Genomic DNA, 21,851 nt, shown 5'->3' with positions numbered 1-21,851 from the left:
TGAGGACCATGACTTCCACCTCCCCTGATCTCACGACCACCGCCGGAAGGCTCGCCGACCTGCGCGCCCGCCTGGCGGAGGCCGAGGCCCCGGTGGGGACCGACGCCGTCGAGGCCACCCACGCCTCCGGCCGCGCCACCGCCCGCGAGCGGGTCCTGGCGCTTCTCGACGACGCCTCGTTCGTCGAGACCGATGCCCTCGCCCGCCACCGCTCGACGCAGTTCGGCCTCGACGCCGAGCGTCCGCTCACCGACGGTGTCGTCACCGGTTACGGCACCATCGACGGCCGCAAGGTCTGCGTGTTCTCCCAGGACAGCTCCATTTTCGACGGCGCGCTGGGCGAGGTCTACGGCGAGAAGATCATCAAGGTCTATGACCTGGCCATCAAGACGGGCGTGCCAATCATCGGCATCCACGAAGGGGCCGGGGCGCGCGTCGCGGAGGGCATCGTCACCCTGTCGATGTACTCGCGGATCCTCGCGCGCAGCACCACCGCCTCGGGGCTCATCCCGCAGATCAGCGTGGTCACCGGGGACACCGCCGGCATGCACGGGCTGGCCCCGGTGTTCGCCGACGTCGTCGTCATGGTCGAGGGTGCCGCGCTGCACCTGGCCGCCGCGGAGATCGTGGAGCAGGTCACCGGTCAGGCGGCCACCCCGGAGTCCCTCGGTTCCGCCACCGTGCACGCCACCACCTCGGGCACCACGCATCTCAGCGCCCCCACCGACCTGCAGGCCCTCACCCTGGTCAAGGAGGTCGTCGGCTACCTGCCGGCGAACAACCGCGCCGAGGCCCCGCGCGCGGAGGCCGAGGCCTCCCTGGAGCTCAGCGACACCGACCGGGAGCTGGATTCCTTCATCCCGGACGCCGACTCCCACGCCTACGACGTCCGCGACGTCGTGCGCCGGGTCGTCGATAATGGCGAGTTCCTCGAGCTGCAGGCGCACTACGCCGCCAACATCGTCACCGCCTTCGCCCGCGTCGAGGGGCGCGCGGTGGGTGTGGTGGCCAATCAGCCCGCAGAGCTGGCCGGCTGCCTCGACGCCGCCGCGGCGGAGAAGGCGGCGCGCTTCATCCGCACCTGTGACTCCTTCAACCTGCCCGTCGTCGAGTTCGTCGACTCCCCCGGTTTCCTCCCCTCCGCGGAGGAGGAGCACGCCGGAGTGCTGCGCCGGGGTGCCAAGCTGGCCTACGCTTATGCCGAGGCGAGTGTCGGCAAGATCACCGTCATCGTCCGCAAGGCCATCGGGCCCGCCTACGTGCTCATGGGCTCGAAGGATCTCGGCGCGGACCTCGTCTTCGCCTGGCCGACGGCGGAGATCGCCGTCACCGAGGCACCGGCCGCCGTGGCCGCCCTCGCTGGCAGCATCGACGAACAGGCCTACGCCGAGCACCACATCAACCCCTACCTCGCCGCCGAACGCAGTCTGGTGGACGCCGTCATCGAGCCGTCGACCACCCGCCCCCAGCTCATCGAGGGCCTGCGCCTGCTCGACCGCAAGGTCATCCAGACCCCGCCGAAAAAGCACGGAAACATCCCTCTCTAAGGAGACACCAGTGACCACCACCCTCGCCGACAAGCCGCTGTTCCGCGTGCTCAAGGGCAACCCGGACGCCACCGAATTGGCCGCGCTCACCGCCGTGCTCACCGCGCTGGCCAAGCAGCGCCCCGCGGCCGAGTCCGGGGAGCGCAACCTGTGGGGCCGCCCCGAGGACCGCCTGCAGCGCACCACCCTCTACAACCCGAACGCGTTCCGCAACGTCACCTTCTACTGATGCGGATCGTCCTCGCCTCATCCTCGCCCTCGCGGCGGATGATCCTGGTCAACGCGGGCGTGGACCCGCTCATCCGGCCCGCCGACGTGGACGAGGACGCCCTGCTGGCCGCTCATGAGGGCAGCCCGGCCGCGGCCGTCGCGGCCCTGGCCCGCGCCAAGGCGCACGCCGTCGCCGCCGACCACCCGGGGGACGTGGTCATCGGCGGCGACTCCATGCTGCTTATCGACGACCACCTGCAGGGCAAGCCCCACACCCGCGAGGCCACCGTCGCCCGCTGGCACGAGCAGGCCGGGAAGGTGGCCCAGCTGCTCACCGGGCACTGCATTCTTTTCGGGGAGCAGGAGTTCGTGGAGACCTCCGCCACCACCGTGCACTTCGCGCAGGCCTCCGACGCCGACATCGCGGCCTATGCCGCCTCCGGGGAGCCCTGGCAGTGCGCCGGCGCCTTCACGCTGGAGGCCCTGGGCGGCTGGTTCATCGACCGGATCGAGGGGGATCCGTCGTCGGTCATCGGGCTGAGCCTGCCGGTGCTCCGCCGCGCGCTCTACAGCTTCGGGCTCGACGCCAGCGCCTTCTGGCGTTAGAGGAACTCCGCGACCTCCTCCCACAGCTGCGGCGCCAGGGAGAGCACGTAGGGCGCGGAGAGGTGGTTGGCGTCGCGGTAGACGAAGATGTTGCCGATCACCGCCGGGCACAGGTCATCCACGCAGTACCAGCCCCGGGTGTCAATCGCCTTCGCGTGCGGCATCCGGTTGAGGTGGCGGGCCGCCGGGTCCTGCGGCTGGTAGAAGTCCGCGGCGTTGATCCCGCACAGCTCCGGATCCTCCAGATCGAGCATGCACACCGGGACCGAGAGATCGGTGCCGTCCTCGAAGGTGCTCCACGGGTTGTCGCGCAGCCCGGCGAAGGGGATGTCGTGCTCGGCGAGGAAGTTCCAGAACGTCGGGTAGGAGGCGGGGACCTGTTCCTCGCGCCCGCCGTGCTCGATGCGCGGCCGGGTGGTCGTGGAGATGACCAGCTCCGGGTCCGCCTCGGCGAGGCGCTCAAGCACGCGCTCGTTGAAACGCACGCAGTCCGGTTCGAAGAGCCCGTCGCGTTCCTCCGCGAACGTGGGGCAGGACTGGCGCACGAGGGGCACGACCCGGAAGCCGTGCTCCCTCCCGAGTGCGTCGAGGGGGATGACCCACTGCTCGGCGTGGGAGCCGCCGACGAGGTAGACGTCGCGGGTGGCGGCGCGGTCGCCGAAGACACAGTCCTGGCCGCGGACATCGACGGGCAGGACCTCCGGATCGTCCCCGAAGCGGGAGATGCAGTCCTCCGTCCATATCGGGGAGAGGATCCAGGTCACCAGGTCCGGGTCGGGGGCGGGTTTGCGCTCCGGGACGTCCGCACCTTCCAGGGCGCGGGCGCCGGGGTAGAGGTGGGCGTCGAGAAGCACGCCTCCGGCGTTGTGGAGGCGGACCTGCCAGATGCCCTGGACGGTGAGCAGACCGACGAGGACGGCGGCCAGCAGGCTGCCCGCGACGGCGCGGCCCCGCGCGGTGCGGGAGGTGCGCAGCTGCGCACGGGCGTCCGCCACCCGTCGCTCCCCCGCGAGCGGTCGGCGGGCGTGCTGCCGCAGCGGCTTCTCGACGAGCCGGTGGGTGAGATCCGCCAGCACCAGCGAGCCGAGAATGACCGCGGTGCCGAGCGGGAGGGACACCGTGTCCACGTCGAGAAGCACCAGCGCCAGGATGAGCACCGGCCAGTGCCACAGGTAGAGCGGGTAGGCGATGTCGCCCAGCCAGCGCATGCCGCGGTGCGCGAGCGCGCCCGCCACCGGGCCGATGCCTCCGCCGAGGATGACCAGCGTCGCGCCGCCGATGGGATAGAGCGCGGCGACGCCGGGGAAGTACCAGGCCCCGTCGAAGAGGAAGCCGGTGGACAGCACCATCGCCAGACCGAGGAGGGTGCACGCCTGCTGCACCCGCGTCGGCAGGCGGAGGCGGTGGGCGTGCAGCGCCAGCAGCGCCCCGAGGGTGAGCTGCCACATCCGGGACCACGTGGAGTAGTAGTTGAGCGGCTGGAACTCCCACCACATCCAGCATGCGTAGGCGAAGGACGCGAGTGTCACCGCGATGAGGAAGGGCGTGACCCAGCGGGAGCGGCCCGTCCAGATGACCACCATCGCCACCGCGATCGCCAGGACGTAGAACTGCCCCTGCACGGCCATCGACCACAGGTGCTGCAGGGGGCTGACGGTGCCGGAGGCGACGTTGTAGTCCGCGCTCTGGCTGGCCAGCTCCCAGTTCTGGAAGTAGAGCAGGCTGGCGGTGAACTGCTGCACGATGTCCAGGCGTCGCATCTGCGGCACCCACAGGAAGGACACCACCGCCGTCGTGCCCAGCACCACCAGCAGCGCCGGATACAGCCTGCGCAGCGTGCGCCAGAAGGGCCACCACGGATTGCGGCTGGCCGAGTCGCGCGCGGCGTAGCGCAGCTGAGAGCCGAGGAAGAAGTAGCCGCTGAGCAGCAGGAAGACATCGACACCGCCGGAGACCTTGCCCACGAAGACGTGGAACACCACGACGAAGGCGATGGCGATGCCCCGCAGGCCGTCCAGGTCGTAACGGTAGGACACCGAGCGGACCGGCGTGGCCTGCGCCGCTGTGGTCGTCGCCTGCATGACGGCCTCCTCCCTGCTGAAGTACCCAGACAGGGTAACAAGCCCGCCCCGTCGCGCCCTAAAGCTCACTAGGCTCGGAAGGCATGAAGCTCAACGACATGATGGCTCCCCCGCCCGTCCACCTGCCCGCCGATCCCGCCGGTGACGCCGACCCCGCCGCCGCGGCCACCGCCCTCGCCCATCCCGACAGCCCCCTCGTGTGGGCCACCCGGGCGGAGATGCTCCTTGCCGCGGGTTCGCTGGATGATGTGGCCAAGCTCACCGCCTACGCCCACGCCCGCACCGCCTACCACCGCTCCCTCGACCGCCTGCGCGCCAACGGGTGGAAGGGCTGGGGGCCGGTCCCCTTCTCCCACGAGCCGAATCAGGCGGTGCTGCGGGCCATCGCTGCCCTGGCCCGCGCGGCTCAGCTCATCGGCGAGGACCACGAGTACGAGCGCTGCCGCCAGATGCTCTCCGACGCCGACCCGGAGTCGGTGGGCAGGCTCATCGACGGGGTGTGACTAACGCGCGGTGTTCTGCGCGGTGCGGATGATCGCCACCGCCAGCTCCAGGCCCAGGCGCACCCCGATGAGGGAAAGCAGCGCCAGGAGGGAACCGCCGATGAGCGTCCCGAGGAACACGAGGAAACTTCCCTCCCTCACCGACGTGCCCGCCGCGACGAAAAGCACCACCAGCACGTGCAGGATGATCGCCAGAAGGTAGAGGTACTTGGCGAACTTCACGGTGATGAACTGCGAGAAGCTCAGGTCCAGCAGCGCCGCGAAGAAGTTCTCCGAGCCCGCCCCGGCCCCGGGCTGGGCCATGACCGGCTGGTGGGGCTGGCCCGGCTGGGCAAAGGGTTCGTAGGTCATGGGGACACTCCATTCAAGGCGAGAGGGCAGGAAACGCGCAGTTCAGCTGCGTCCGTGCTCATTAGAACACAGCAGACTCCCAGGGGCAGGCGACCACCTCCACGAGGAGCAACAGCGCCGACCCCCGGGCGGGGGTCGGCGCTGTGGGGCGTCGATAAGCAACTAGGCGTTGTGCTTGGCCTCGACGCGGCCGATGGCCTCCTTGGCCACCAGCTCCTGGATGCCCATGTCGAGCTCCGAGGTGAAGCCGACGCAGGAGCAGTTGATCTCGCCGAGGACGTAGGTGTCGTTGCCGTCCTCGTCGGTGTCGAGCATGAAGTCCGCGGTCCAGATGAGCGGGATGTTGTCCCCGCCGAGGTTCTCGGCGATGACGGGGCGGGCGGCGGCGAACATGTCGACCAGGTCCTGCCACTTCTCCGGGGAGTCATAGGTGTACTTCGCACCGGAGAAGAGGGTGGCGGAGAAGTTGTCGCCGCCCTCGGCCGGCTTCTTGTGCACGACGAACACCGGGTGCGGGCCGACGAGGAGGATGCGGATCTCGCCCTCGACGATGCGCGGCATGAAGCGCATGTCCACGAGCATGCCGTTGTTGCCGATGATGTACTGGTCACAGAAGTCCATGAACTCGCCGAGCTCACGGGTCTCGGTGTGGTTGTCCACGGCCTCGGTGGCCTTGAGCACGGTGTCGAGCGGCAGGGCGGTGCCCGGCTCGACGGAGGCGGCCAGCTCCTTGTCCGCCAGCTGGACGCGCCAGATGCCGGTGCCGGTGGAGCCGCGGTTCTGCTTGAGCACGCGCTCACCGTAGGACAGCGAGGTGGGGAAGGTGGCGTGGAAGTCCTCGACCTCGTAGTAGGCGGCGGTGTCGGAGGGGACCAGGTCGGTGTCCTTGAGCTTGACCAGGGCGTCCTTGGCGCCGTAGGCCATCATCTCCTCCGGGGTGGACATGCCGACGAGGCCGACCTCGGAGAGGCGGGAGAGGAGATCGAAGTAGCCGTCCTCGCCGCCGGGGATGTTGCCCGGGTTGACGCGGGAGATGTACCCGTCGAAGTTCCCGGAGACGTACTCGAAGAGGGGCTCCGTCCACTCGGGGCGGTAGAAGACGACCTCGGCCTTCCAGCCGGCGTCCCTGATGGCGTTGACGATCGGCATGGTGTCCTTGCGGTGACCGTCGATGAACTTGTCGGATCCGCCCTCAACCTCGAAGACGACGATTGCCTTGTGCACTGAAGCACCCCTTTCCGGGAATGACGTGAGACGCGGCGCTGCCAAACAGCGCCGTCAACAGGCAATTTTAGTGCCTGCCCCTGTGGTCTGCCCACTGTAGAGACAACTAGTAATTAAGGCCACATCGACCGCCCCCGCGTGACCCTCCGCACGGCCCTGAACTACTCTTGGGACTGACTCACATAATGATTCATCATACTTTAGACCCCGGCGTCGCACGGCCGGTCAGTCGCCCAGAAAGGTGGAATACCGTGGCCGTTCCCTTCGACCCGCACCCCCAGTTCCAGGAGTACGCCCACCCCGAGAGGCTCGTCTCCGCCTCCTGGCTCTCCGCCCGCCTGGGCACGCCCGGCCTGCGGGTCATCGAGTCCGACGAGGACTCCCTCCTCTACGACATCGGCCACCTGCCCGGCGCGGTGCGCATCGACTGGCAGAAGGACCTCAATGACCCCCTCAGCCGCGACATCGTCGACGGCGAATCCTTCGCCGCCCTCATGCGCGCCAAGGGCATCCACCGCGACGACACCGTGGTCATCTACGGCGACCAGTCCAACTGGTGGGCCGCCTTCACGCTGTGGGTCTTCGACCTCTTCGGCCACGCGGACGTCCGGCTTCTCGACGGCGGACGTGACGCCTGGGTCGCCGAGGAGCGCGACACCTCCTTCGTCGTGCCCGAGTTCCGCGAGTCCGACTACCCGGTCATCGAGCGCAACGACGCCGAGTACCGCGTCTTCGTCGACGAGATGCTGGAGAAGATCGGCTCCTCCACCATCGTCGACGTCCGCTCCACCGAGGAGTACAACGGCCTCGTGGGCGCCGACGACTCCCCCGCCCTCGTCCCGGCCCTGCGGCGCGGCCACATCCCCACCGCCGTCAACCTCCCGTGGCAGGACAACGTCCACCCCAACTCCCGCTTCCGCTCGCGTGCCGAGCTCGCCGAGCTCTACTCCGCGCTCGACCCGGAGGCGGAGACCACCGTCTACTGCCACGTCGGCGACCGCACGGCGCACACGTGGTTCGTGCTCAAGTACCTGCTGGGCTTCGCCAACGTGCGCAACTACGACGGCTCCTGGGTCGAGTGGGGAAACATGGTGCGCATGCCCATCGCCCGCGGCGAGGCCCCGCACGCCTGATTCGCTTCTCGACGCCCCCGAAAGGGCCCCGTTTCCGACCGCCCGGGCACGGCGCGCCGAAGATAACAGAATGATTTCAGTGCGCTTCTACTGGCGATTCGCGACTTTTTGGGGCAGAATCACGAACCTGACGGAATGCTCACGTTTTTGTGTGCAAGAATAGTCGCATGCGTCGCGCGGCCGCCTCACGCGGGCGGGCCGACGCGAACCTCCAGTGCAGCACATGAAAGGGACCCCCAAGTGGCAGTAGAGACCAAGAAGATCACCAAGGTCCTCGTGGCCAACCGCGGCGAGATCGCGGTACGTGTGATCCGAGCCGCCAAGGATGCGGGAATCGCCAGCGTCGCCGTGTACGCCGAGCCGGATGCTGATGCCCCGTTCGTCGGCATGGCGGACGAGGCCTTCGCTCTGGGCGGCCAGTCCTCCGCCGAGTCCTACCTGGTGATCGAGAAGATCATCGACGCCGCCACCAAGGCCGGCGCCGACGCCATCCACCCCGGCTACGGCTTCCTCGCCGAGAACGCCGACTTCGCCCAGGCCGTCATCGACGCCGGCATCATCTGGATCGGCCCCCCGCCCTCCGCCATCGCCGACCTCGGCGACAAGGTGACCGCCCGCCACATCGCGCAGCGCGCCAACGCCCCCATGGTGCCCGGCACCAAGGACCCCGTGGCCGACGCCTCCGAGGTCCTCGCCTTCGCCGAGGAGCACGGACTGCCCATCGCCATCAAGGCCGCCTTCGGTGGCGGTGGCCGCGGCATGAAGGTCGCCTACACCATGGACGAGGTCGAGGAGCTCTACGAGTCCGCCACCCGTGAGGCCGTCGCCGCCTTCGGCCGCGGCGAGTGCTTCGTCGAGCGCTACCTGGACAAGGCCCGCCACGTCGAGGCCCAGGTGCTGGCCGACCAGCACGGCAACGTCATCGTCGCCGGCACCCGCGACTGCTCCCTGCAGCGTCGCTTCCAGAAGCTCGTCGAGGAGGCCCCGGCCCCCTTCCTCAGCGACGCCCAGCGCGCCGAGATCCACGAGTCCGCCAAGCAGATCTGCCGCGAGGCAGGCTACTACGGCGCCGGCACCGTCGAGTACCTCGTCGGTTCCGACGGGCTCATCTCCTTCCTCGAGGTCAACACCCGCCTCCAGGTGGAGCACCCGGTCACCGAGGAGACCACCGGCCTCGACCTCGTCCGTGAGCAGTTCCGCATCGCCGAGGGCCAGGAGCTGCGCCACAAGGAGGACCCGACCCCGCGCGGCCACTCCTTCGAGTTCCGCATCAACGGCGAGGACGCCGGCATGAACTTCATGCCCGCCCCCGGCACCGTCACCCGCTACCACCAGCCGGACGGCCCGGGTGTCCGCGTGGACTCCGGCGTCCGCGAGGGCTCCGTCATCGGCGGCCAGTTCGACTCCATGCTGGCCAAGCTCATCGTCACCGGTGAGACCCGCGAGGAGGCCCTCCAGCGCGCCGCCCGCGCCCTGGACGAGTACGTCGTCGAGGGCATGCCCACCGTCATCCCCTTCCACCGCCACATCGTGGAGAACCCGGCCTTCGTCGGTGACGAGAACGGCTTCGAGGTCTACACCAAGTGGATCGAGGAGGTCTGGGACAACCCGATCGAGCCTTTCGTCGATCCGGCCGACCTGCCCGAGGACGAGTCCACCCCGGCCCACAAGGTGGTCGTCGAGGTCGACGGCCGTCGCGTCGAGATCTCCCTGCCGGGCGATCTGGCACTCGGTGGCGGCGCCGCCCCGAAGAAGAAGGCCAAGAAGCGTCGCTCCGCCGGCGGTGCCGGGGGCGCCTCCGGTGACTCCGTGGCCGCCCCGATGCAGGGCACCGTCATCAAGGTCAACGTCACCGACGGCCAGGAGGTGACCGAGGGCGAGGTCATCGTCGTCCTCGAGGCCATGAAGATGGAGAACCCCGTCAAGGCCCACAAGTCCGGTGTCGTCGAGGGCCTGGCCGTCGAGGCCGGCGCCGGCGTGACCAAGGGACAGGTCCTGCTGGAGATCAAGTAGTACCCGCCTGACAGCCCCATCACCTCGTTGGTGACGGGGCTTCGGCGTGCTCAACCCCCTCCCCGCCGTCGAGAAGGGCCCCTGCCAGCGGTGGCAGGGGCCCTTCTCGACGGTGGTGGGGGTGTCAGCTAGGCGATGACGACGATGAGGTCGCCGCCCTCCACCTTCGTGGCCTGCGGCAGCGCCACACGCTCGATGACGCCGTCCTTGGGGGCCGTGATGGTGGCCTCCATCTTCATGGCCTCGATGACGGCCACCGGGTCACCGGCCTTGACCTCGTCGCCCACCTTGGCGTGGACCATGACCACACCGGCGAACGGCGCCGCCACGTGGCCCGGGTTGGTGGTGTCGGCCTTCTCCGCCGAGGCGGTGACGGACTCGACGTTGCGGTCGCGGACCTTCATCGGGCGGATCTGGCCGTTGACGTTCGCCACGACCTGGCGCATGCCCTTGTCGTCGGGCTCGCCGACGGCGTCGAGACGCACGACCATCGGGGGCTGGCCCTTCTCACCGAGGAGGCGGATGACGTTCTCCTCGCCCTCCTTGAGGCCGTAGAAGAAGACGCGGTCCTCGAGGGCGGCGGTGTTGCCGTACTGGCGGCGGTGCTCGGCGAACTCGGCGGCCTGCTTCGGGAAGAGCAGCTTGTCCAGCGTGGAGCGCCGGGTCTGGCGGTCCTCGCTCTGGAGGGCGGCCTCGTCCTCGGCGGGGACGTCGACAAGCGAGGACTGCTTGGCGGAGCGACCGGCGAGGGCCTTCTCACGCAGCAGCGGCCAGCCGCCGGGCGGGTTGCCCAGGTCGCCGCGGAGGAAGTCGATGACGGAGTCCGGGATGTCGTACTTCTGCGGGTCGTTGGCGAAGTCGCGGGGATCGACGCCCGCGCCGACGAGGTGCAGCGCCAGGTCACCGACGACCTTGGAGGACGGGGTCACCTTGGTGGGGCGGCCGAGCATCTCGTTGACGGCGGCGTAGTAGTCCTCGATGAGCTCGAAACGGTCCTCCAGGCCCAGGGCCTTGGCCTGGGTGCGCAGGTTGGACAGCTGCCCGCCGGGGATCTCGTGCTTGTACACACGGCCGGTGGGGCCGGGCACGCCTGCCTCGAAGGGGGCGTAGAGCTGGCGCACGGCCTCCCAGTAGGGCTCGAGGTCGGAGACGGCCTGGAGGGAGAGACCCGTGTCGCGGTGGGTGTCGGCGAAGGCGGCGACGATGGCGGACAGGGAGGGCTGGGAGGTGGTGCCGGCCAGCGGGGCGGAGGCGCCGTCGACGGCGTCGGCACCGGCCTGGGCGGCGGCCAGGTAGGTGGCCAGCTGACCACCGGCGGTGTCGTGGGTGTGCACGTGCACCGGCAGATCGAAGTTGGAGCGCAGCGCCTTGACCAGGCGGGAGGCGGCGGTCGGGCGGAGCAGGCCCGCCATGTCCTTGATGGCCAGGACGTGTGCCCCGGTGTCGACGATCTGCTCCGCCAGGCGCAGGTAGTAGTCGAGGGTGTAGAGGTTCTCGTTCGGGTCGAGCAGGTTGCCGGAGTACGCCATGGCCACCTCGGCGACCGTGGTGTTGGTCTCCAGGACGGCGTCGATGGCCGGGCGCATCTGGGAGACGTCGTTGAGGGCGTCGAAGATGCGGAAGATGTCGACACCGGAGTCAGCGGCCTCCTTGACGAAGGCCCGGCCGACGCTGTCCGGGTACGAGGTGTAGCCGACGGTGTTGCGGCCGCGGAGCAGCATCTGGATGTTGACGTTCGGCATGGCCTTGCGCAGCTCGTCGAGACGCTCCCAGGGATCCTCGTGGAGGAAGCGCATGGCGACGTCGTAGGTCGCACCGCCCCACGCCTCGACGGAGAGCAGCTCCGGGGTCATGCGGCCGACGTGGTGGGCGGCGGCGACCAGGGCGGAGGAGCGGATGCGGGTGGCCAGCAGGGACTGGTGGGCGTCACGGAAGGTGGTGTCGGTGACGGCCAGGGCGTCCTGGTGGCGCAGCTGCTCGGCGAACTTCTGGGGGCCGAGGTCGCGCAGCACGTCGCGGGAGCCGCGCGGCAGCGGGCTGTCGTCGCGGGCGGGCAGCTTGGTCACCGGGCGGATCTCGGTGGGGCGCTTGCCGTGCGGGCGGTTGACGGTGACGTCGGCGAGGTAGTTGAGGATCCGGCCGGCCTCGTCATCGGCCGGCGGGGCGGCCAGCAGGTGCAGGTGCTCGGCGATGAAGCCGGTGGAGATGCGGCGGGTCTGGAAGTCCTCCTCCCGCAGCAGGGCGCGGAGGAAGCCGATGTTGGTGGCCACACCGGAGATGGTGAACTCGTTGAGCGCGCGCTGGGCGCGGGCCACGGCGGTGGCGAAATCAGCGCCACGGCAGGTCATCTTCACCAGCAGGGAGTCGAAGTTCGGGGAGATCTCGCCGCCGAGGGAGGCGGCACCGTCGAGACGCACGCCCGCGCCGCCCGGGGAGCGGTAGGCGGTGATGGTGCCGGTGTCGGGGCGGAAGTTGTTCGCCGGGTCCTCGGTGGTGATGCGGCACTGCAGGGCCGCGCCGTTGAGCTTGATGGTTTCCTGGCTCAGGCCGAGATCCTGGAGCGTGGCGCCGGCGGCGATGTTCATCTGGGCCTTGACCAGGTCGACGGAGGTGACCTCCTCCGTGACGGTGTGCTCGACCTGGATGCGCGGGTTCATCTCGATGAAGACGTGGTTGCCCTTCTCATCGACGAGGAACTCGACGGTGCCGGCGCACACGTAGCCGATGGAGCGGCAGAACTTCACGGCGTCGGCGCAGATCTGGTCGCGCAGCGCCGGGTCCAGGTGCTGTGCCGGGGCGATCTCGACGACCTTCTGATGGCGGCGCTGCAGGGAGCAGTCGCGCTCGTAGAGGTGGATGACGTCACCGGTGTGGTCGGCGAGGATCTGCACCTCGATGTGCTGGGGGTTGATCACGGCGCGCTCGAGGTAGACGTGGCCGTCACCGAAGGCGGCCTCCGCCTCGCGGGAGGCCTCGGCGGCGAGCTGCGCCACGTCCTCCGGGTTCTCGATGAAACGCATGCCTCGTCCGCCACCACCGGCGACCGCCTTGACGAAGATGGGGAAGGTGAAGTCCTGCGCCATCTCGACGAGCTTGTCGATGTCCGTCGACGGCTCCGAGTCCTGCAGCACGGGCAGGCCGGCCTTGCGGGCGGCCTCGACGGCCGCGGACTTGTCACCGGTGAGGTCGAGGACCTCCGGCGGCGGGCCGATGAAGGTGATGCCGTTCTCGGCGCATTCGCGGGCCAGCTGGGCGTTCTCGGAGAGGAAGCCGTAGCCGGGGTAGACGGCGTCGGCGTGGGTCTTCTTGGCGGCCCGGAGGATCTCGTCGATGTCCAGGTAGGCCTTGACCGGCGAGCCCTCGGTGCCGATGCGCACGGCCTCGGAGGCGAAGGAACGGTGGTGGGAATTGCGGTCCTCCTTGGGGTAGACCGCGACGGTGGCGGCTCCCGTCTCGAAGGCGGCACGGAAGGCACGGACGGCGATTTCGCCGCGGTTGGCGACGAGTACCTTCTTGAAGGAGGGCAGAGTGGTTGTGGCCACGTTGGGGGTCCTTTCCGGACATCATGTCGGGGGTGCGACTGAGAGGGGGTGGTCTCTCTTCCGCACCACAATATCGCAGTACTGGGGGTGTCCACCGGGAGAATCTGGAGCGGTGACCACCCGCAACGGGACAGATATTTGCTGGCTGATGTCCGTTTCCGGACACCGTTCACGGGGCGTCGATAAGCGGGGATATATTCCGCTGAGCGGAACAGAAGCCCACGCCAGCCACCCCAGAATGCGGGCAGTGCCGTGGGCTTCTATCGTGCCGGCCTAGCGGTCGGCGAGCGGGGTGACCTGACGCTGCTCCGGGCCGTTGTAGGCGGAGAGCGGGCGGATCAGGGAGTTGTCGCGGTACTGCTCCACGATGTGGGCGGTCCAGCCGGCGATGCGGGCGACGACGAACAGCGGGGTGAAGAAGTCCACCGGGAAGCCGAGGATGTAGTACGCGGGGCCGGCCGGGAAGTCCAGGTTCGGCTTGATGCCGGTGCGGGCATCCATGGCGTCGCGCATGTTCTCGTACATCTCGACCCACTTGGCGCCGTCGTGACGCTCGGCGAGGTCACGGAAGGACTGCTCCATGGACGGCACGCGCGAGTCACCCTTCTTGTACACGCGGTGACCGAAGCCCATGATGAGGTCCTTGTTGTCCAGGGCGTTGTTGACCCAGTCCGCGGCCTTGGCCGGATCCTCGACCTCGAGCATGGTGTGCATGACGAACTCGTTGGCGCCGCCGTGCAGCGGGCCCTTGAGGGCGCCGATGGCACCGGTGATCGCGGAGTAGACGTCCGAGCGGGTGGAGGTGATGACGCGTCCGGTGAAGGTGGAGGCGTTGAAGGAGTGCTCGGCGTAGAGGATGAGGGACTTCTCGAAGTCGCGCACATCGTCCGGGTTGGAGGCCGGGGAGTCCGGGCCGTTGCCGAAGACCATGGACAGCAGGTTGTGGGCGACGGACTTGTCCGGGTCCGGGGCGACGAGGTCGAGGCCCTGGCGGCGACGGATGTCCATGGCCAGCACCATCGGCAGCTGGGCGAGGAGGTTGTGGCCGACGTGGGTGATGTGGTCCTCGTCCGGGGTGAAGTGCTCCGGGTCCTTGGTGCCCATGTAGGACACCGCGGTGCGCATGACGTCCATCGGGTGGCAGTCGGTCGGCAGCGAGTGGATGAGCGCGATCAGGCCGGCGTCGAGCTTGCGGTAGGAGCGGCCGCGCTGGTTGAACTCCTCCAGCTGGGCCTCGTTCGGCAGCTCGCCGTTCCACAGGAGGTAGAAGACCTCCTCGAAGGAGCAGGCGGCGACCAGATCCTGGACGGCGTAGCCGCGGTAGGTCAGGGAGTTGGTCTCCGGCATGACCTTGGACACGGCGGTGTAGTCGGCGATGACTCCGTAGAGTCCCTTACGGACCTCAGGGTTGTTGTTCTCGGACATGGTGCTCATCCCCTTTCAGAGGGCAGGTTCTGGTGTCAGTTGAAGGTGGGCTGGTACGTGTCCGCGGAGTACGTGAACACCTGCTGGTCGAAGGCGTTGTACTCGTTGTAGCGGAGCAGTTCGTAGAGGCGGGAGCGGTGCTGCATGCGGTCGACCCACCCGGTCTGGGTGCCGGTGGCGGCGATCTCGGCGAGCGCGTCCTCGACCTGGCCCATGGCGATGCGCAGGGTGGTCACCGGGTAGATGACGGCGTTGAAGCCGAGATCCTCCAGCTGCTGGGCGGAGAGCAGCTCGGACTTGCCGAACTCGGTCATGTTGGCCAGCAGGGGCACGTCGACGGCGGCGCGGAACTTCTCGAAGTCCTCCGGGGTGTGCAGGGCCTCGGTGAAGATGAGGTCCGCTCCGGCGTCGGCGTAGGCCTTGGCGCGCTCGATGGCGGAGTCGATGCCCTCGACGCCGGCGGCGTCGGTACGCGCGCAGATGACGAACTGGTCGTCGCGACGCTCGTTGACCGCGGCCGTGATGCGCCGCAGCATGAGCTCGGTGGGCACGACCTCCTTGCCGTCGAGGTGGCCGCACCGCTTCGGGTTGACCTGGTCCTCGAGGTGGCAGCCGGCGACGCCGGCGTCCTCGAACTCGGAGATGGTGCGGGCCGCGGACATGGGCTCCCCGAAGCCGGTGTCGGCGTCGACGAGCACGGGCAGGTCCGTGACGCGGGCGATCTGGCGGGAGCGGTGTGCGACCTCGGTGAGCGTGGTCAGTCCGATGTCCGGCAGGGCCAGGTCGGCGGCGACGACGGCGCCGGAGACGTACACGCCCTCGAAGCCGGCCTCCTGGATCGCGCGGGCGACCAGGGGGGAGAACGCGCCGGGGAGCTTCTGGATGCGTCCGCTGTTCAGTCCGTCGCGGAATGCTTTACGACGCTCGGTCGGCGTCACCTGGGAGGAGAACAGGCCCGCCATCAGAACAGACCCTCGCCCACGGTGGGAGCCTGCGCGAGGACGTCCTCGTCGAGCTCGATGTTCAGTTCCGCCAGGTCGGTGAGGTTCTCCAGGTTCTCGACGGCGGCGAGGAAGCGGTCCTGCTCCTCCGGGGAGACAACGCCCTCGCACAGGGTGCGGAACTTGGCGATGTACTGCTCGCGGGCGAAGGGGCGGGCGCCGAGCGGGTGGGCGTCGGCGACGGCCAGCTCGTCCTCGACCACGGTGCCGTCGGCGAAGGTGATGACGGCCTTGGCGCCGAAGGCCTTCTCGTTCGGGTCGGTGGAGTGGTAGCGGCGGGTCCAGTCCGCGTCCTCGACGGTGGAGATCTTGTTCCACAGCTCGATGGTCTCCGGGCGGTTGGCGCGCTCCGGGGCGTAGGAACGCTCGTGGTGCCAGTCGCGGTCCTCGAGGGCCACGGCGAAGATGTACATGATCGAGTGGTCGAGGGTCTCGCGGGAGGCCTGCGGGTCGAACTTCTGCGGATCGTTCGAGCCGGTGCCGATGACGTAGTGGGTGTGGTGCGAGGTGTGCAGCACGATGGACTCGACGTCGGCCAGGTTGCGGCCCTCGGCGGCGAGCTTCTCGCCCATGCGGCGGGCCAGGTCGATCGGTGCCTGGGACTGGTACTCCGCGGAGTGCTCCTTGGTGTAGGTGTCCAGGATGCCGCGCTTCTCCTCGCCCTCGGCGGGCAGCGGGACGGTGTACTCGTGGCCCGGGCCGGAGAGCAGCCAGGCGATGACACCGTCCTCACCCTCCCAGATCGGGGACGGGGCACCCTCGCCGCGCATCGCGCGGTCGACGGCCTCGATGGCCATCTTGCCGGCGAACGCCGGGGCGAAGGCCTTCCAGGAGGAGATCTCGCCCTTACGGGACTGGCGGGTGGCGGTGGTGGTGTGCAGCGCCTGGCCGATGGCCTGGTAGATCGTCTCGACGTCGAGGTCGAGGAGGGTGCCGATACCGGCGGCCGCGGAGGGGCCGAGGTGGGCGACGTGGTCGATCTTGTGCTCGTGGAGGCAGATGCCGCGGACCAGGTCGACCTGGATCTCGTAGCCGGTGGCCAGGCCGCGGATGAGCTCGCGGCCGCTCTTGCCGGCCTGCTGAGCGGCGGCGAGGATCGGCGGGATGTTGTCGCCCGGGTGGGAGTAGTCGGCGGCGAGGAAGGTGTCGTGGAAGTCGAGCTCACGGACGGCGGTGCCGTTGGCCAGTGCGGCCCACTCGGCGGCGTACTTACCCTTGAGGCCGAAGACGGAGGCGCCGCGGCCGTCGGTGACGGGGCGGGCGGCGGCCATGGCGCGGGCGGAGGTGACCGGGCGACGCAGCACGGAGGCGGCCTGGACGGAGGCGTTGTCGATGATGCGGTTGATGATCATCTCCTTGGTCTCCTCCGGAACCTCGACGGGGTCGGCGGCGACGCGGGCGATCTTGTAGGCCAGGTGCTCCTCGTGGGGGAAGTCCTCGGCAGAGCGGTAGGTACGCACGGTGTGGTTGATCATGTTCTCGAGCTACTCCTCGTACTGGGCGGATTTGCGTTGGTCCTCACAGTACTGCGAATTCTGTGTTGGGGGTCACAGTGAAGAAGGTGTAATCTTGTGGCATCAACTCGCATGATCTGCAAAACTTGCATAAAGCCCAGATCAGGGCGGTAATTCCCGGAGAGGAACACCCATGAGCAAGCACTTCGCGGGGGCACGGATCCGCACATTGCGACGCGGCCGCAAGCTCACGCAGCAGGAGATGGCCCGCCGCCTCGGCCTGTCCACCAGCTACCTCAACCAGCTGGAGAATGACCAGCGCCCCCTCACCGTCACCGTCCTCATGGCCATGTCCCGTCACTTCGACGTCGATCCCGCCTTCTTCTCCCCCGACCATGACGCCCGCACCATCAGCGAGCTACGCGACGCCTTCCCCACCGTCCCCGACGATCAGCTCGCCGACCTCGCCGCCCGCTACCCCGACCTGGTCACCCGGGTGCTCGACCTCGCCGACCGCGCCCCCACCCTCGCCGACGACTCCCCCTACCGCCTCGTCCGCGATTTCTTCTACGAGGCCCACAACTACGTCGACGAACTCGACGTCCTCGGCGAGGACCTCGCCCGCCGCCTCGGCGATCCCCAGCTGCGCCTCACGCGCCTGGCCACCTTCCTCGACCGGGATCTCGGGGTCATCGTCCGCTTCCGCAAGCTCAGTTCCGGCCCCCGCCGCGTCTTCCACCCCGAGACCCGCGAACTGCACCTGCGCACCGGGCTCTCCGAGGCGCAGCTGTGCTTCGAGCTGGCCCTCCAGTACGGGCTCACCGGCCACGCCGACCTGCTCCACGAACTCGCCGCCGACCTGCCCACCGAAGAGGCCCGGGGGATCGCCGTCCTGGCGCTGGCCCAGTACTTCGCGGCGGCCGTCGTCATGCCCTACGGGGAGATGCTCAGCACCGCGGAGGAGGTCCGCTACGACATCGACCGCCTCGCCGTGCACTTCGGCACCGGCTTCGAGACGACCTGCCACCGGCTCTCCACCCTCAACCGCCCCGGCAGCCGCGGCGTCCCCTTCTTCTTCGTGCGCACGGACCGGGCGGGCAACATCTCCAAGCGGCAGTCCGCCACCGGATTCCACTTCTCCCGCTCCGGCGGCTCCTGCCCCCTGTGGGTCATCCACCGCGCCTTCGAGACACCCGGGCGTGTCACCCGCCAGGTCGCCGGCATGCCCGACGGCCGCAACTACCTGTGGATCGCCCGCACCGTAGCCGGCCAGATCCACGGCTTCGGCCAACCCCGCAAGGAGTTCGCCGTCGGGCTGGGCTGCGATCTCGAGCAGGCCGAGCGGCTCGTCTACGCCCAGGGCCTCGATCTCTCCCCCGCCTCAGCCACCCCCATCGGCCCCGGCTGCACCACCTGCCCCCGCGAGCGGTGCCCGCAGCGCGCGTTCCCGCACGCCGGGCGTCAGGTGCTCGTCGACCTCGACGCCACCCTCGACTTCTCCTACACCACCTACTGAGCTACGCCAGGTCGTCGGTGGCCACCAGTCGGCGGGCGGCCTCCGTGATGGACCCCGAGAGCGAGGGGTACACGGCGAAGACCTCGGAGAGCTGCTTGACGGTGAGGTTGCTGGACACCGCGATGGCGATGGGCAGAATGAGCTCGGAGGCGGTGGGTGCCACGACGACACCACCGATGACCAGGCCCGAGTTGCGGCGACAGAAGAGCTTGACGAAGCCGTGCTTGAGGGAACGCATCTTCGCGCGCGGGTTGGACTGCAGCGGCAGGACGACGGCGCGGGCCGAGACCTCCCCGCTCTCCACCTGCGCGTGGGTGACACCGACGGCGGCGATCTCCGGGCGGGTGAACACGGCGGTGGCCACGGTCTTCAGGCGGATGGGGGTCACGCCCTCGCCGAGCGCGTGGTACATGGCCATGCGGCCCTGCATCGCGGCGACCGAGGCCAGCGGGAACAGGTCGGTGCAGTCACCGGCGGCGTAGATGCCGGCGACGTTGGTGCGGGAGACGCGGTCGACCTTGATGTGGCCGGAGGGGGTCGTCTTCACGCCGACGTTCTCCAGGCACAGGCCCTCGGTGGCGGGGATGGAACCGATCGACATGATGGCGTGGGAGCCGAAGATCTCGCGCCCGTCGGCGGTGCGCACGCAGACGCCGCCATCGGCGGTGCGGGTGACCGAGTCCACGCGGGCGTGCTTCTCCAGGGACACACCGCGCTGGGAGAGGACGTGCTCGAGGACGTCCGCCGCGTCGGCGTCATCGTGCGGGAGAATGCGGTCACGGGAGGCGACCATGGTGACCTTGACGCCGAGCTCGGCGAAGGCGGAGACGAACTCCGCGCCGGTGACACCGGAGCCGACGACGATGAGGTGCTCCGGGGTGTCCTCCAGGTCGTAGACCTGCTGCCAGGTGAGGATGCGCTCCCCGTCGGGCTGGGCGTTGGGCAGGATACGCGGGGTGGCGCCGGTGGCCAGGAGCACCAGGTCGGCCTCGTAGACCTCCTCGCTGCCGTCGGGAAGCGTGGCGGTGATCTCGTGGTGGACCTTGTCCAGCTGGGACTCCGCGAAACGGGCCCGGCCGTTGACGGAGCGGACCCCGGCGCGCTCGAGCTGCACCATGATGTCGTCGGACTGCTCCTGCGCCAGGTTCTTCACACGCTGGTTGAGGGCGGGGAGGTGGATGCGGGCCCGGCCGAGGAGGGAGTTGAGGCCCATGTCGTCGGCACGCCGCAGGTCGGTCTTGATGCCGGTGCCGGCGATGAAGGACTTCGAGGGCACACAGTCGAGCAGGACCGAGGAGCCGCCGATGCCACGTTCCTCGATGATCGTCACATCCGCCCCGTACTTGGCTCCGGCCAGGGCTGCCTCGTAACCGGCGGGGCCTCCGCCGATGATGACGATGCGATTCTTCAAGGGGTCTCCTCCACGCGCGTGTGTACGGTTCACGGTGTGCCGTGAACAACTGGACCCCGAGTTTAGTCGTTAGGTGAGGAAGCCGCCGCTGGAGGCACCCGTTCCGGTACCCTCGCTGTACTGCTCGACGACGGAGGCGAAGAGGCGGACGCCGACGCCGATGGAACGCTCGTCGACAAGCAGGTCGCCCTGGTGCAGGTCGCCCATCCTCCCCTCGCCGGACCAGCAGCCCAGACGGGCCATCGACCCGGGGACATGCTCGAGGTACCAGGAGAAATCCTCGCCGCCGGAGGACTGGGGGGCCTGGACGACGGCCTGGGGGTCGATGGACCGGGCGGCGTCGGCGAGCAACGCGGTGGCGACATCGTCGTTGAGCACGGGGGGAACGCCGCGCTGGTAGGCGAGCTCGTGGGCGCAGCCGGTCGGGGCGAGGACCTGGGCGATGAGTTCCTCGAGCAATTCCTCGAGGATGCGCCACGTCGCGATGTCCGCCGTGCGCACGGTGCCCGTGAGCTGCCCGGACTCCGGGATGGCGTTCGGCGCGTAGCCGGCGTTGAGGGATCCGAAGACGAGGACGGTCGCGGTCCGCGGGTCGATGCGCCGGGAGAGCAGCGCCGGCAGCTGCGTGACCAGGGAGGACAAGGCGTAGACGACGTCGTTGGTCAGGTGCGGGCGCGAGGAGTGCCCGCCCGGGCCGGAGACCTTGATGCGCAGGACGTCGGCCGCGGAGGTGATCGCGCCGGTGCGCACGCCGACCTTGCCCACCTTGAGTTTCGGCTCGACGTGCAGGGAGAAGATCGAGCCCACGCCCTCGAGACCGCCCCAGGCGATGACGTCGGTGGCGCCGCCGTCCATGACCTCCTCGGCCGGCTGGAAGATGACGCGGATGCCCTGCGGCAGCGTGTCGGCCTGCTCCGCCAGGGCGCAGGCCAGGGCGAGGGCGATGGTGGTGTGGACGTCGTGGCCGCAGGAGTGCGACACCCCCGGCACGGCGGAGGCGTAGGGCAGCCTGGTCAGCTCGGTGACGGCCAGGGCGTCGATGTCCGCGCGGAAGGCCAGCCGGTCGGGGGAATCCGGTCCGATGTCCACCATGAGCCCGGTGCCGGGGAAGCGGACGGGGGTGAGCCCGTGCGCCCGGAGGGTCTCCTCGAGGTACTCGGTTGTCTCGTACTCCATGTGCGACAGCTCGGGGTGCGAGTGCAGGTGCCGACGCCAGCCCAGCACCTTCTCCTGGTGGGCGAGAAGCCACTTATCGACGCGCGCGGCGATACCCTTCACGAACAGTCCTTTCCGCAGACCTCATCCGGGGGTCAACGCCTATCGATCCTACTCCGTCGCCCCCGCCTCCCCGGCGGGCAGGCCGGGTTGCGCGGGGCCGACCTCCCGCACCTCCCGCACCTCCCGGACCTCCCGGGCCACCTCCGATTCATAGCGCGGCAGCTGACCGTGCAGGACATAGGCGGAGCGGAAGGGCTCGACGGGCGTGTCCGCGGGCCAGTGCAGGGTGATCCCGTGCTCTTCGGCGGCGCAGATGTCGGCGACCGGTTCCCCTCCGGCGGGCAGCAGCACGGCGGGCGGCACGTCGAGGGCGCGCGCCAGGCGGTAGATGGTGGACAGCTGCGGATCGGCCGGGGTGTCGGCGTTGCCCAGGTTGCGCTCGATGTTGGAGATGGTGTTGCGCGCCAGCCCTGTGAGGGTGGCCAGTTCCTCCTGCGTCAGCCCCCGCTGCCGGCGCAGTGTGCGCAGCGTGCGCCCGAGGCAGAGCCCGAAGCTCGGCCACCCGGTCCACTCCTGCTCACCCGCCATCCCTCCACGGTGCCCACTGCGATGGGAA

At 69.2% G+C, this 21,851-nt stretch carries 17 protein-coding genes; 7 read left to right on the top strand and 10 right to left on the bottom strand.

The features are described 5' to 3' along the window. Nucleotides 1-8 precede the first annotated feature (8 nt). Genes ACFPUZ_RS12030 through ACFPUZ_RS12020 form a run of 3 tightly spaced genes read left to right on the top strand, consistent with a single transcriptional unit; the run spans nt 9 to nt 2,363 of the window. A complete protein-coding gene (locus tag ACFPUZ_RS12030; RefSeq protein WP_377002140.1) occupies nt 9-1,547 on the top strand; it encodes an acyl-CoA carboxylase subunit beta in 1,539 nt (512 codons plus the stop codon). 10 nt (nt 1,548-1,557) lie between these two features. Beyond that, the gene (locus ACFPUZ_RS12025) at nt 1,558-1,776 is read left to right on the top strand and encodes an acyl-CoA carboxylase subunit epsilon (RefSeq protein ID WP_377002139.1); all 219 of its coding nucleotides are present in this window, start codon (nt 1,558-1,560) and stop codon (nt 1,774-1,776) included. Continuing rightward, nucleotides 1,776-2,363: a Maf family protein gene (locus tag ACFPUZ_RS12020; protein WP_377002138.1), complete on the top strand. Its 588-nt coding sequence runs from the start codon at nt 1,776-1,778 to the stop codon at nt 2,361-2,363. The genes ACFPUZ_RS12025 and ACFPUZ_RS12020 overlap by 1 nt, the downstream gene beginning before the upstream one ends. On the opposite strand, the gene ACFPUZ_RS12015 is transcribed toward ACFPUZ_RS12020, so the two are convergent. Continuing rightward, a complete protein-coding gene (locus ACFPUZ_RS12015; protein WP_377002137.1) occupies nt 2,360-4,444 on the bottom strand; it encodes an acyltransferase family protein in 2,085 nt (694 codons plus the stop codon). The two genes, ACFPUZ_RS12020 and ACFPUZ_RS12015, sit on opposite strands and share 4 nt — an antisense overlap. An 83-nt stretch (nt 4,445-4,527) precedes the next feature. Here ACFPUZ_RS12015 and ACFPUZ_RS12010 point away from each other — a divergent pair, with 83 nt between their 5' ends. Continuing rightward, nucleotides 4,528-4,947 (top strand): DUF3151 domain-containing protein, encoded by a 420-nt coding sequence (locus ACFPUZ_RS12010; protein WP_377002136.1) that lies wholly within the window; start codon nt 4,528-4,530, stop codon nt 4,945-4,947. Here ACFPUZ_RS12010 and ACFPUZ_RS12005 read toward each other — a convergent pair whose 3' ends face one another. Together ACFPUZ_RS12005 and ACFPUZ_RS12000 are read right to left on the bottom strand one after the other, a co-directional pair. Continuing rightward, nucleotides 4,948-5,298: a DUF4282 domain-containing protein gene (locus ACFPUZ_RS12005; protein ID WP_377002135.1), complete on the bottom strand. Its 351-nt coding sequence runs from the start codon at nt 5,296-5,298 to the stop codon at nt 4,948-4,950. 162 nt (nt 5,299-5,460) lie between these two features. Then, the gene (locus ACFPUZ_RS12000) at nt 5,461-6,522 is read right to left on the bottom strand and encodes a Cj0069 family protein (RefSeq protein ID WP_377002134.1); all 1,062 of its coding nucleotides are present in this window, start codon (nt 6,520-6,522) and stop codon (nt 5,461-5,463) included. A 251-nt stretch (nt 6,523-6,773) separates the two neighbouring features. On the opposite strand from ACFPUZ_RS12000, the gene ACFPUZ_RS11995 reads away from it, so the two are divergent. Both ACFPUZ_RS11995 and ACFPUZ_RS11990 read left to right on the top strand, forming a co-directional pair. After that, on the top strand, nt 6,774-7,655 hold the full coding sequence (locus tag ACFPUZ_RS11995) for a sulfurtransferase (RefSeq protein WP_377002133.1): 882 nt from the start codon (nt 6,774-6,776) through the stop codon (nt 7,653-7,655). 240 nt (nt 7,656-7,895) lie between these two features. After that, nucleotides 7,896-9,668: an acetyl/propionyl/methylcrotonyl-CoA carboxylase subunit alpha gene (locus tag ACFPUZ_RS11990; RefSeq protein WP_377002132.1), complete on the top strand. Its 1,773-nt coding sequence runs from the start codon at nt 7,896-7,898 to the stop codon at nt 9,666-9,668. Between the two features lie 128 nt (nt 9,669-9,796). Here ACFPUZ_RS11990 and ACFPUZ_RS11985 read toward each other — a convergent pair whose 3' ends face one another. The 4 genes from ACFPUZ_RS11985 to prpD form a co-directional block, all read right to left on the bottom strand. After that, a complete protein-coding gene (locus ACFPUZ_RS11985) occupies nt 9,797-13,210 on the bottom strand; it encodes a pyruvate carboxylase (RefSeq protein ID WP_377002131.1) in 3,414 nt (1,137 codons plus the stop codon). Nucleotides 13,211-13,483: 273 nt separating this feature from the next. Continuing rightward, a complete protein-coding gene (locus ACFPUZ_RS11980; protein WP_377002130.1) occupies nt 13,484-14,635 on the bottom strand; it encodes a bifunctional 2-methylcitrate synthase/citrate synthase in 1,152 nt (383 codons plus the stop codon). Between the two features lie 35 nt (nt 14,636-14,670). Further along, on the bottom strand, nt 14,671-15,597 hold the full coding sequence (prpB, locus tag ACFPUZ_RS11975; RefSeq protein ID WP_377002129.1) for a methylisocitrate lyase: 927 nt from the start codon (nt 15,595-15,597) through the stop codon (nt 14,671-14,673). Beyond that, nucleotides 15,597-17,111, bottom strand: a complete 1,515-nt coding sequence (gene prpD / locus ACFPUZ_RS11970; RefSeq protein WP_377002128.1) for a 2-methylcitrate dehydratase PrpD — start codon at nt 17,109-17,111, stop codon at nt 15,597-15,599. The genes prpB and prpD overlap by 1 nt, the downstream gene beginning before the upstream one ends. Before the next feature lie 172 nt (nt 17,112-17,283). Here prpD and ACFPUZ_RS11965 point away from each other — a divergent pair, with 172 nt between their 5' ends. Next, the gene (locus ACFPUZ_RS11965) at nt 17,284-18,606 is read left to right on the top strand and encodes a short-chain fatty acyl-CoA regulator family protein (RefSeq protein ID WP_377002127.1); all 1,323 of its coding nucleotides are present in this window, start codon (nt 17,284-17,286) and stop codon (nt 18,604-18,606) included. 1 nt (nt 18,607) lies between these two features. Here the strand turns inward: ACFPUZ_RS11965 and ACFPUZ_RS11960 are convergent, their stop codons facing one another. The 3 genes from ACFPUZ_RS11960 to ACFPUZ_RS11950 form a co-directional block, all read right to left on the bottom strand. Then, nucleotides 18,608-20,017, bottom strand: a complete 1,410-nt coding sequence (locus ACFPUZ_RS11960) for an NAD(P)H-quinone dehydrogenase (protein ID WP_377002126.1) — start codon at nt 20,015-20,017, stop codon at nt 18,608-18,610. A gap of 69 nt (nt 20,018-20,086) precedes the next feature. After that, complete coding sequence (locus ACFPUZ_RS11955; protein ID WP_377002125.1) at nt 20,087-21,295, bottom strand: amidohydrolase; 1,209 nt, start codon at nt 21,293-21,295, stop codon at nt 20,087-20,089. A 48-nt stretch (nt 21,296-21,343) separates the two neighbouring features. Next, complete coding sequence (locus ACFPUZ_RS11950; RefSeq protein ID WP_377002124.1) at nt 21,344-21,823, bottom strand: helix-turn-helix domain-containing protein; 480 nt, start codon at nt 21,821-21,823, stop codon at nt 21,344-21,346. Nucleotides 21,824-21,851: the final 28 nt, after the last annotated feature.

Origin of the sequence: Corynebacterium nasicanis (assembly GCF_042658165.1) — a bacterium.
Classification (GTDB): domain Bacteria; phylum Actinomycetota; class Actinomycetes; order Mycobacteriales; family Mycobacteriaceae; genus Corynebacterium; species Corynebacterium nasicanis.
Note: the sequence above shows the minus strand (reverse complement) of the source record. Positions and strands in the feature narration are given on the sequence as shown.

What these genes read in the sequence shown, in the direction of transcription:
- ACFPUZ_RS12020 (WP_377002138.1), top strand. Translation starts at nt 1,776, where the DNA reads ATGCGGATCGTCCTCGCCTCATCCTCGCCCTCGCGGCGGATGATCCTG.
- prpB (WP_377002129.1), bottom strand. Translation starts at nt 15,597, where the DNA reads ATGGCGGGCCTGTTCTCCTCCCAGGTGACGCCGACCGAGCGTCGTAAA.
- ACFPUZ_RS12005 (WP_377002135.1), bottom strand. Translation starts at nt 5,298, where the DNA reads ATGACCTACGAACCCTTTGCCCAGCCGGGCCAGCCCCACCAGCCGGTC.
- ACFPUZ_RS11950 (WP_377002124.1), bottom strand. Translation starts at nt 21,823, where the DNA reads ATGGCGGGTGAGCAGGAGTGGACCGGGTGGCCGAGCTTCGGGCTCTGC.
- ACFPUZ_RS11980 (WP_377002130.1), bottom strand. Translation starts at nt 14,635, where the DNA reads ATGTCCGAGAACAACAACCCTGAGGTCCGTAAGGGACTCTACGGAGTC.
- ACFPUZ_RS12030 (WP_377002140.1), top strand. Translation starts at nt 9, where the DNA reads ATGACTTCCACCTCCCCTGATCTCACGACCACCGCCGGAAGGCTCGCC.
- ACFPUZ_RS12010 (WP_377002136.1), top strand. Translation starts at nt 4,528, where the DNA reads ATGAAGCTCAACGACATGATGGCTCCCCCGCCCGTCCACCTGCCCGCC.
- prpD (WP_377002128.1), bottom strand. Translation starts at nt 17,111, where the DNA reads ATGATCAACCACACCGTGCGTACCTACCGCTCTGCCGAGGACTTCCCC.
- ACFPUZ_RS11965 (WP_377002127.1), top strand. Translation starts at nt 17,284, where the DNA reads ATGAGCAAGCACTTCGCGGGGGCACGGATCCGCACATTGCGACGCGGC.
- ACFPUZ_RS12015 (WP_377002137.1), bottom strand. Translation starts at nt 4,444, where the DNA reads ATGCAGGCGACGACCACAGCGGCGCAGGCCACGCCGGTCCGCTCGGTG.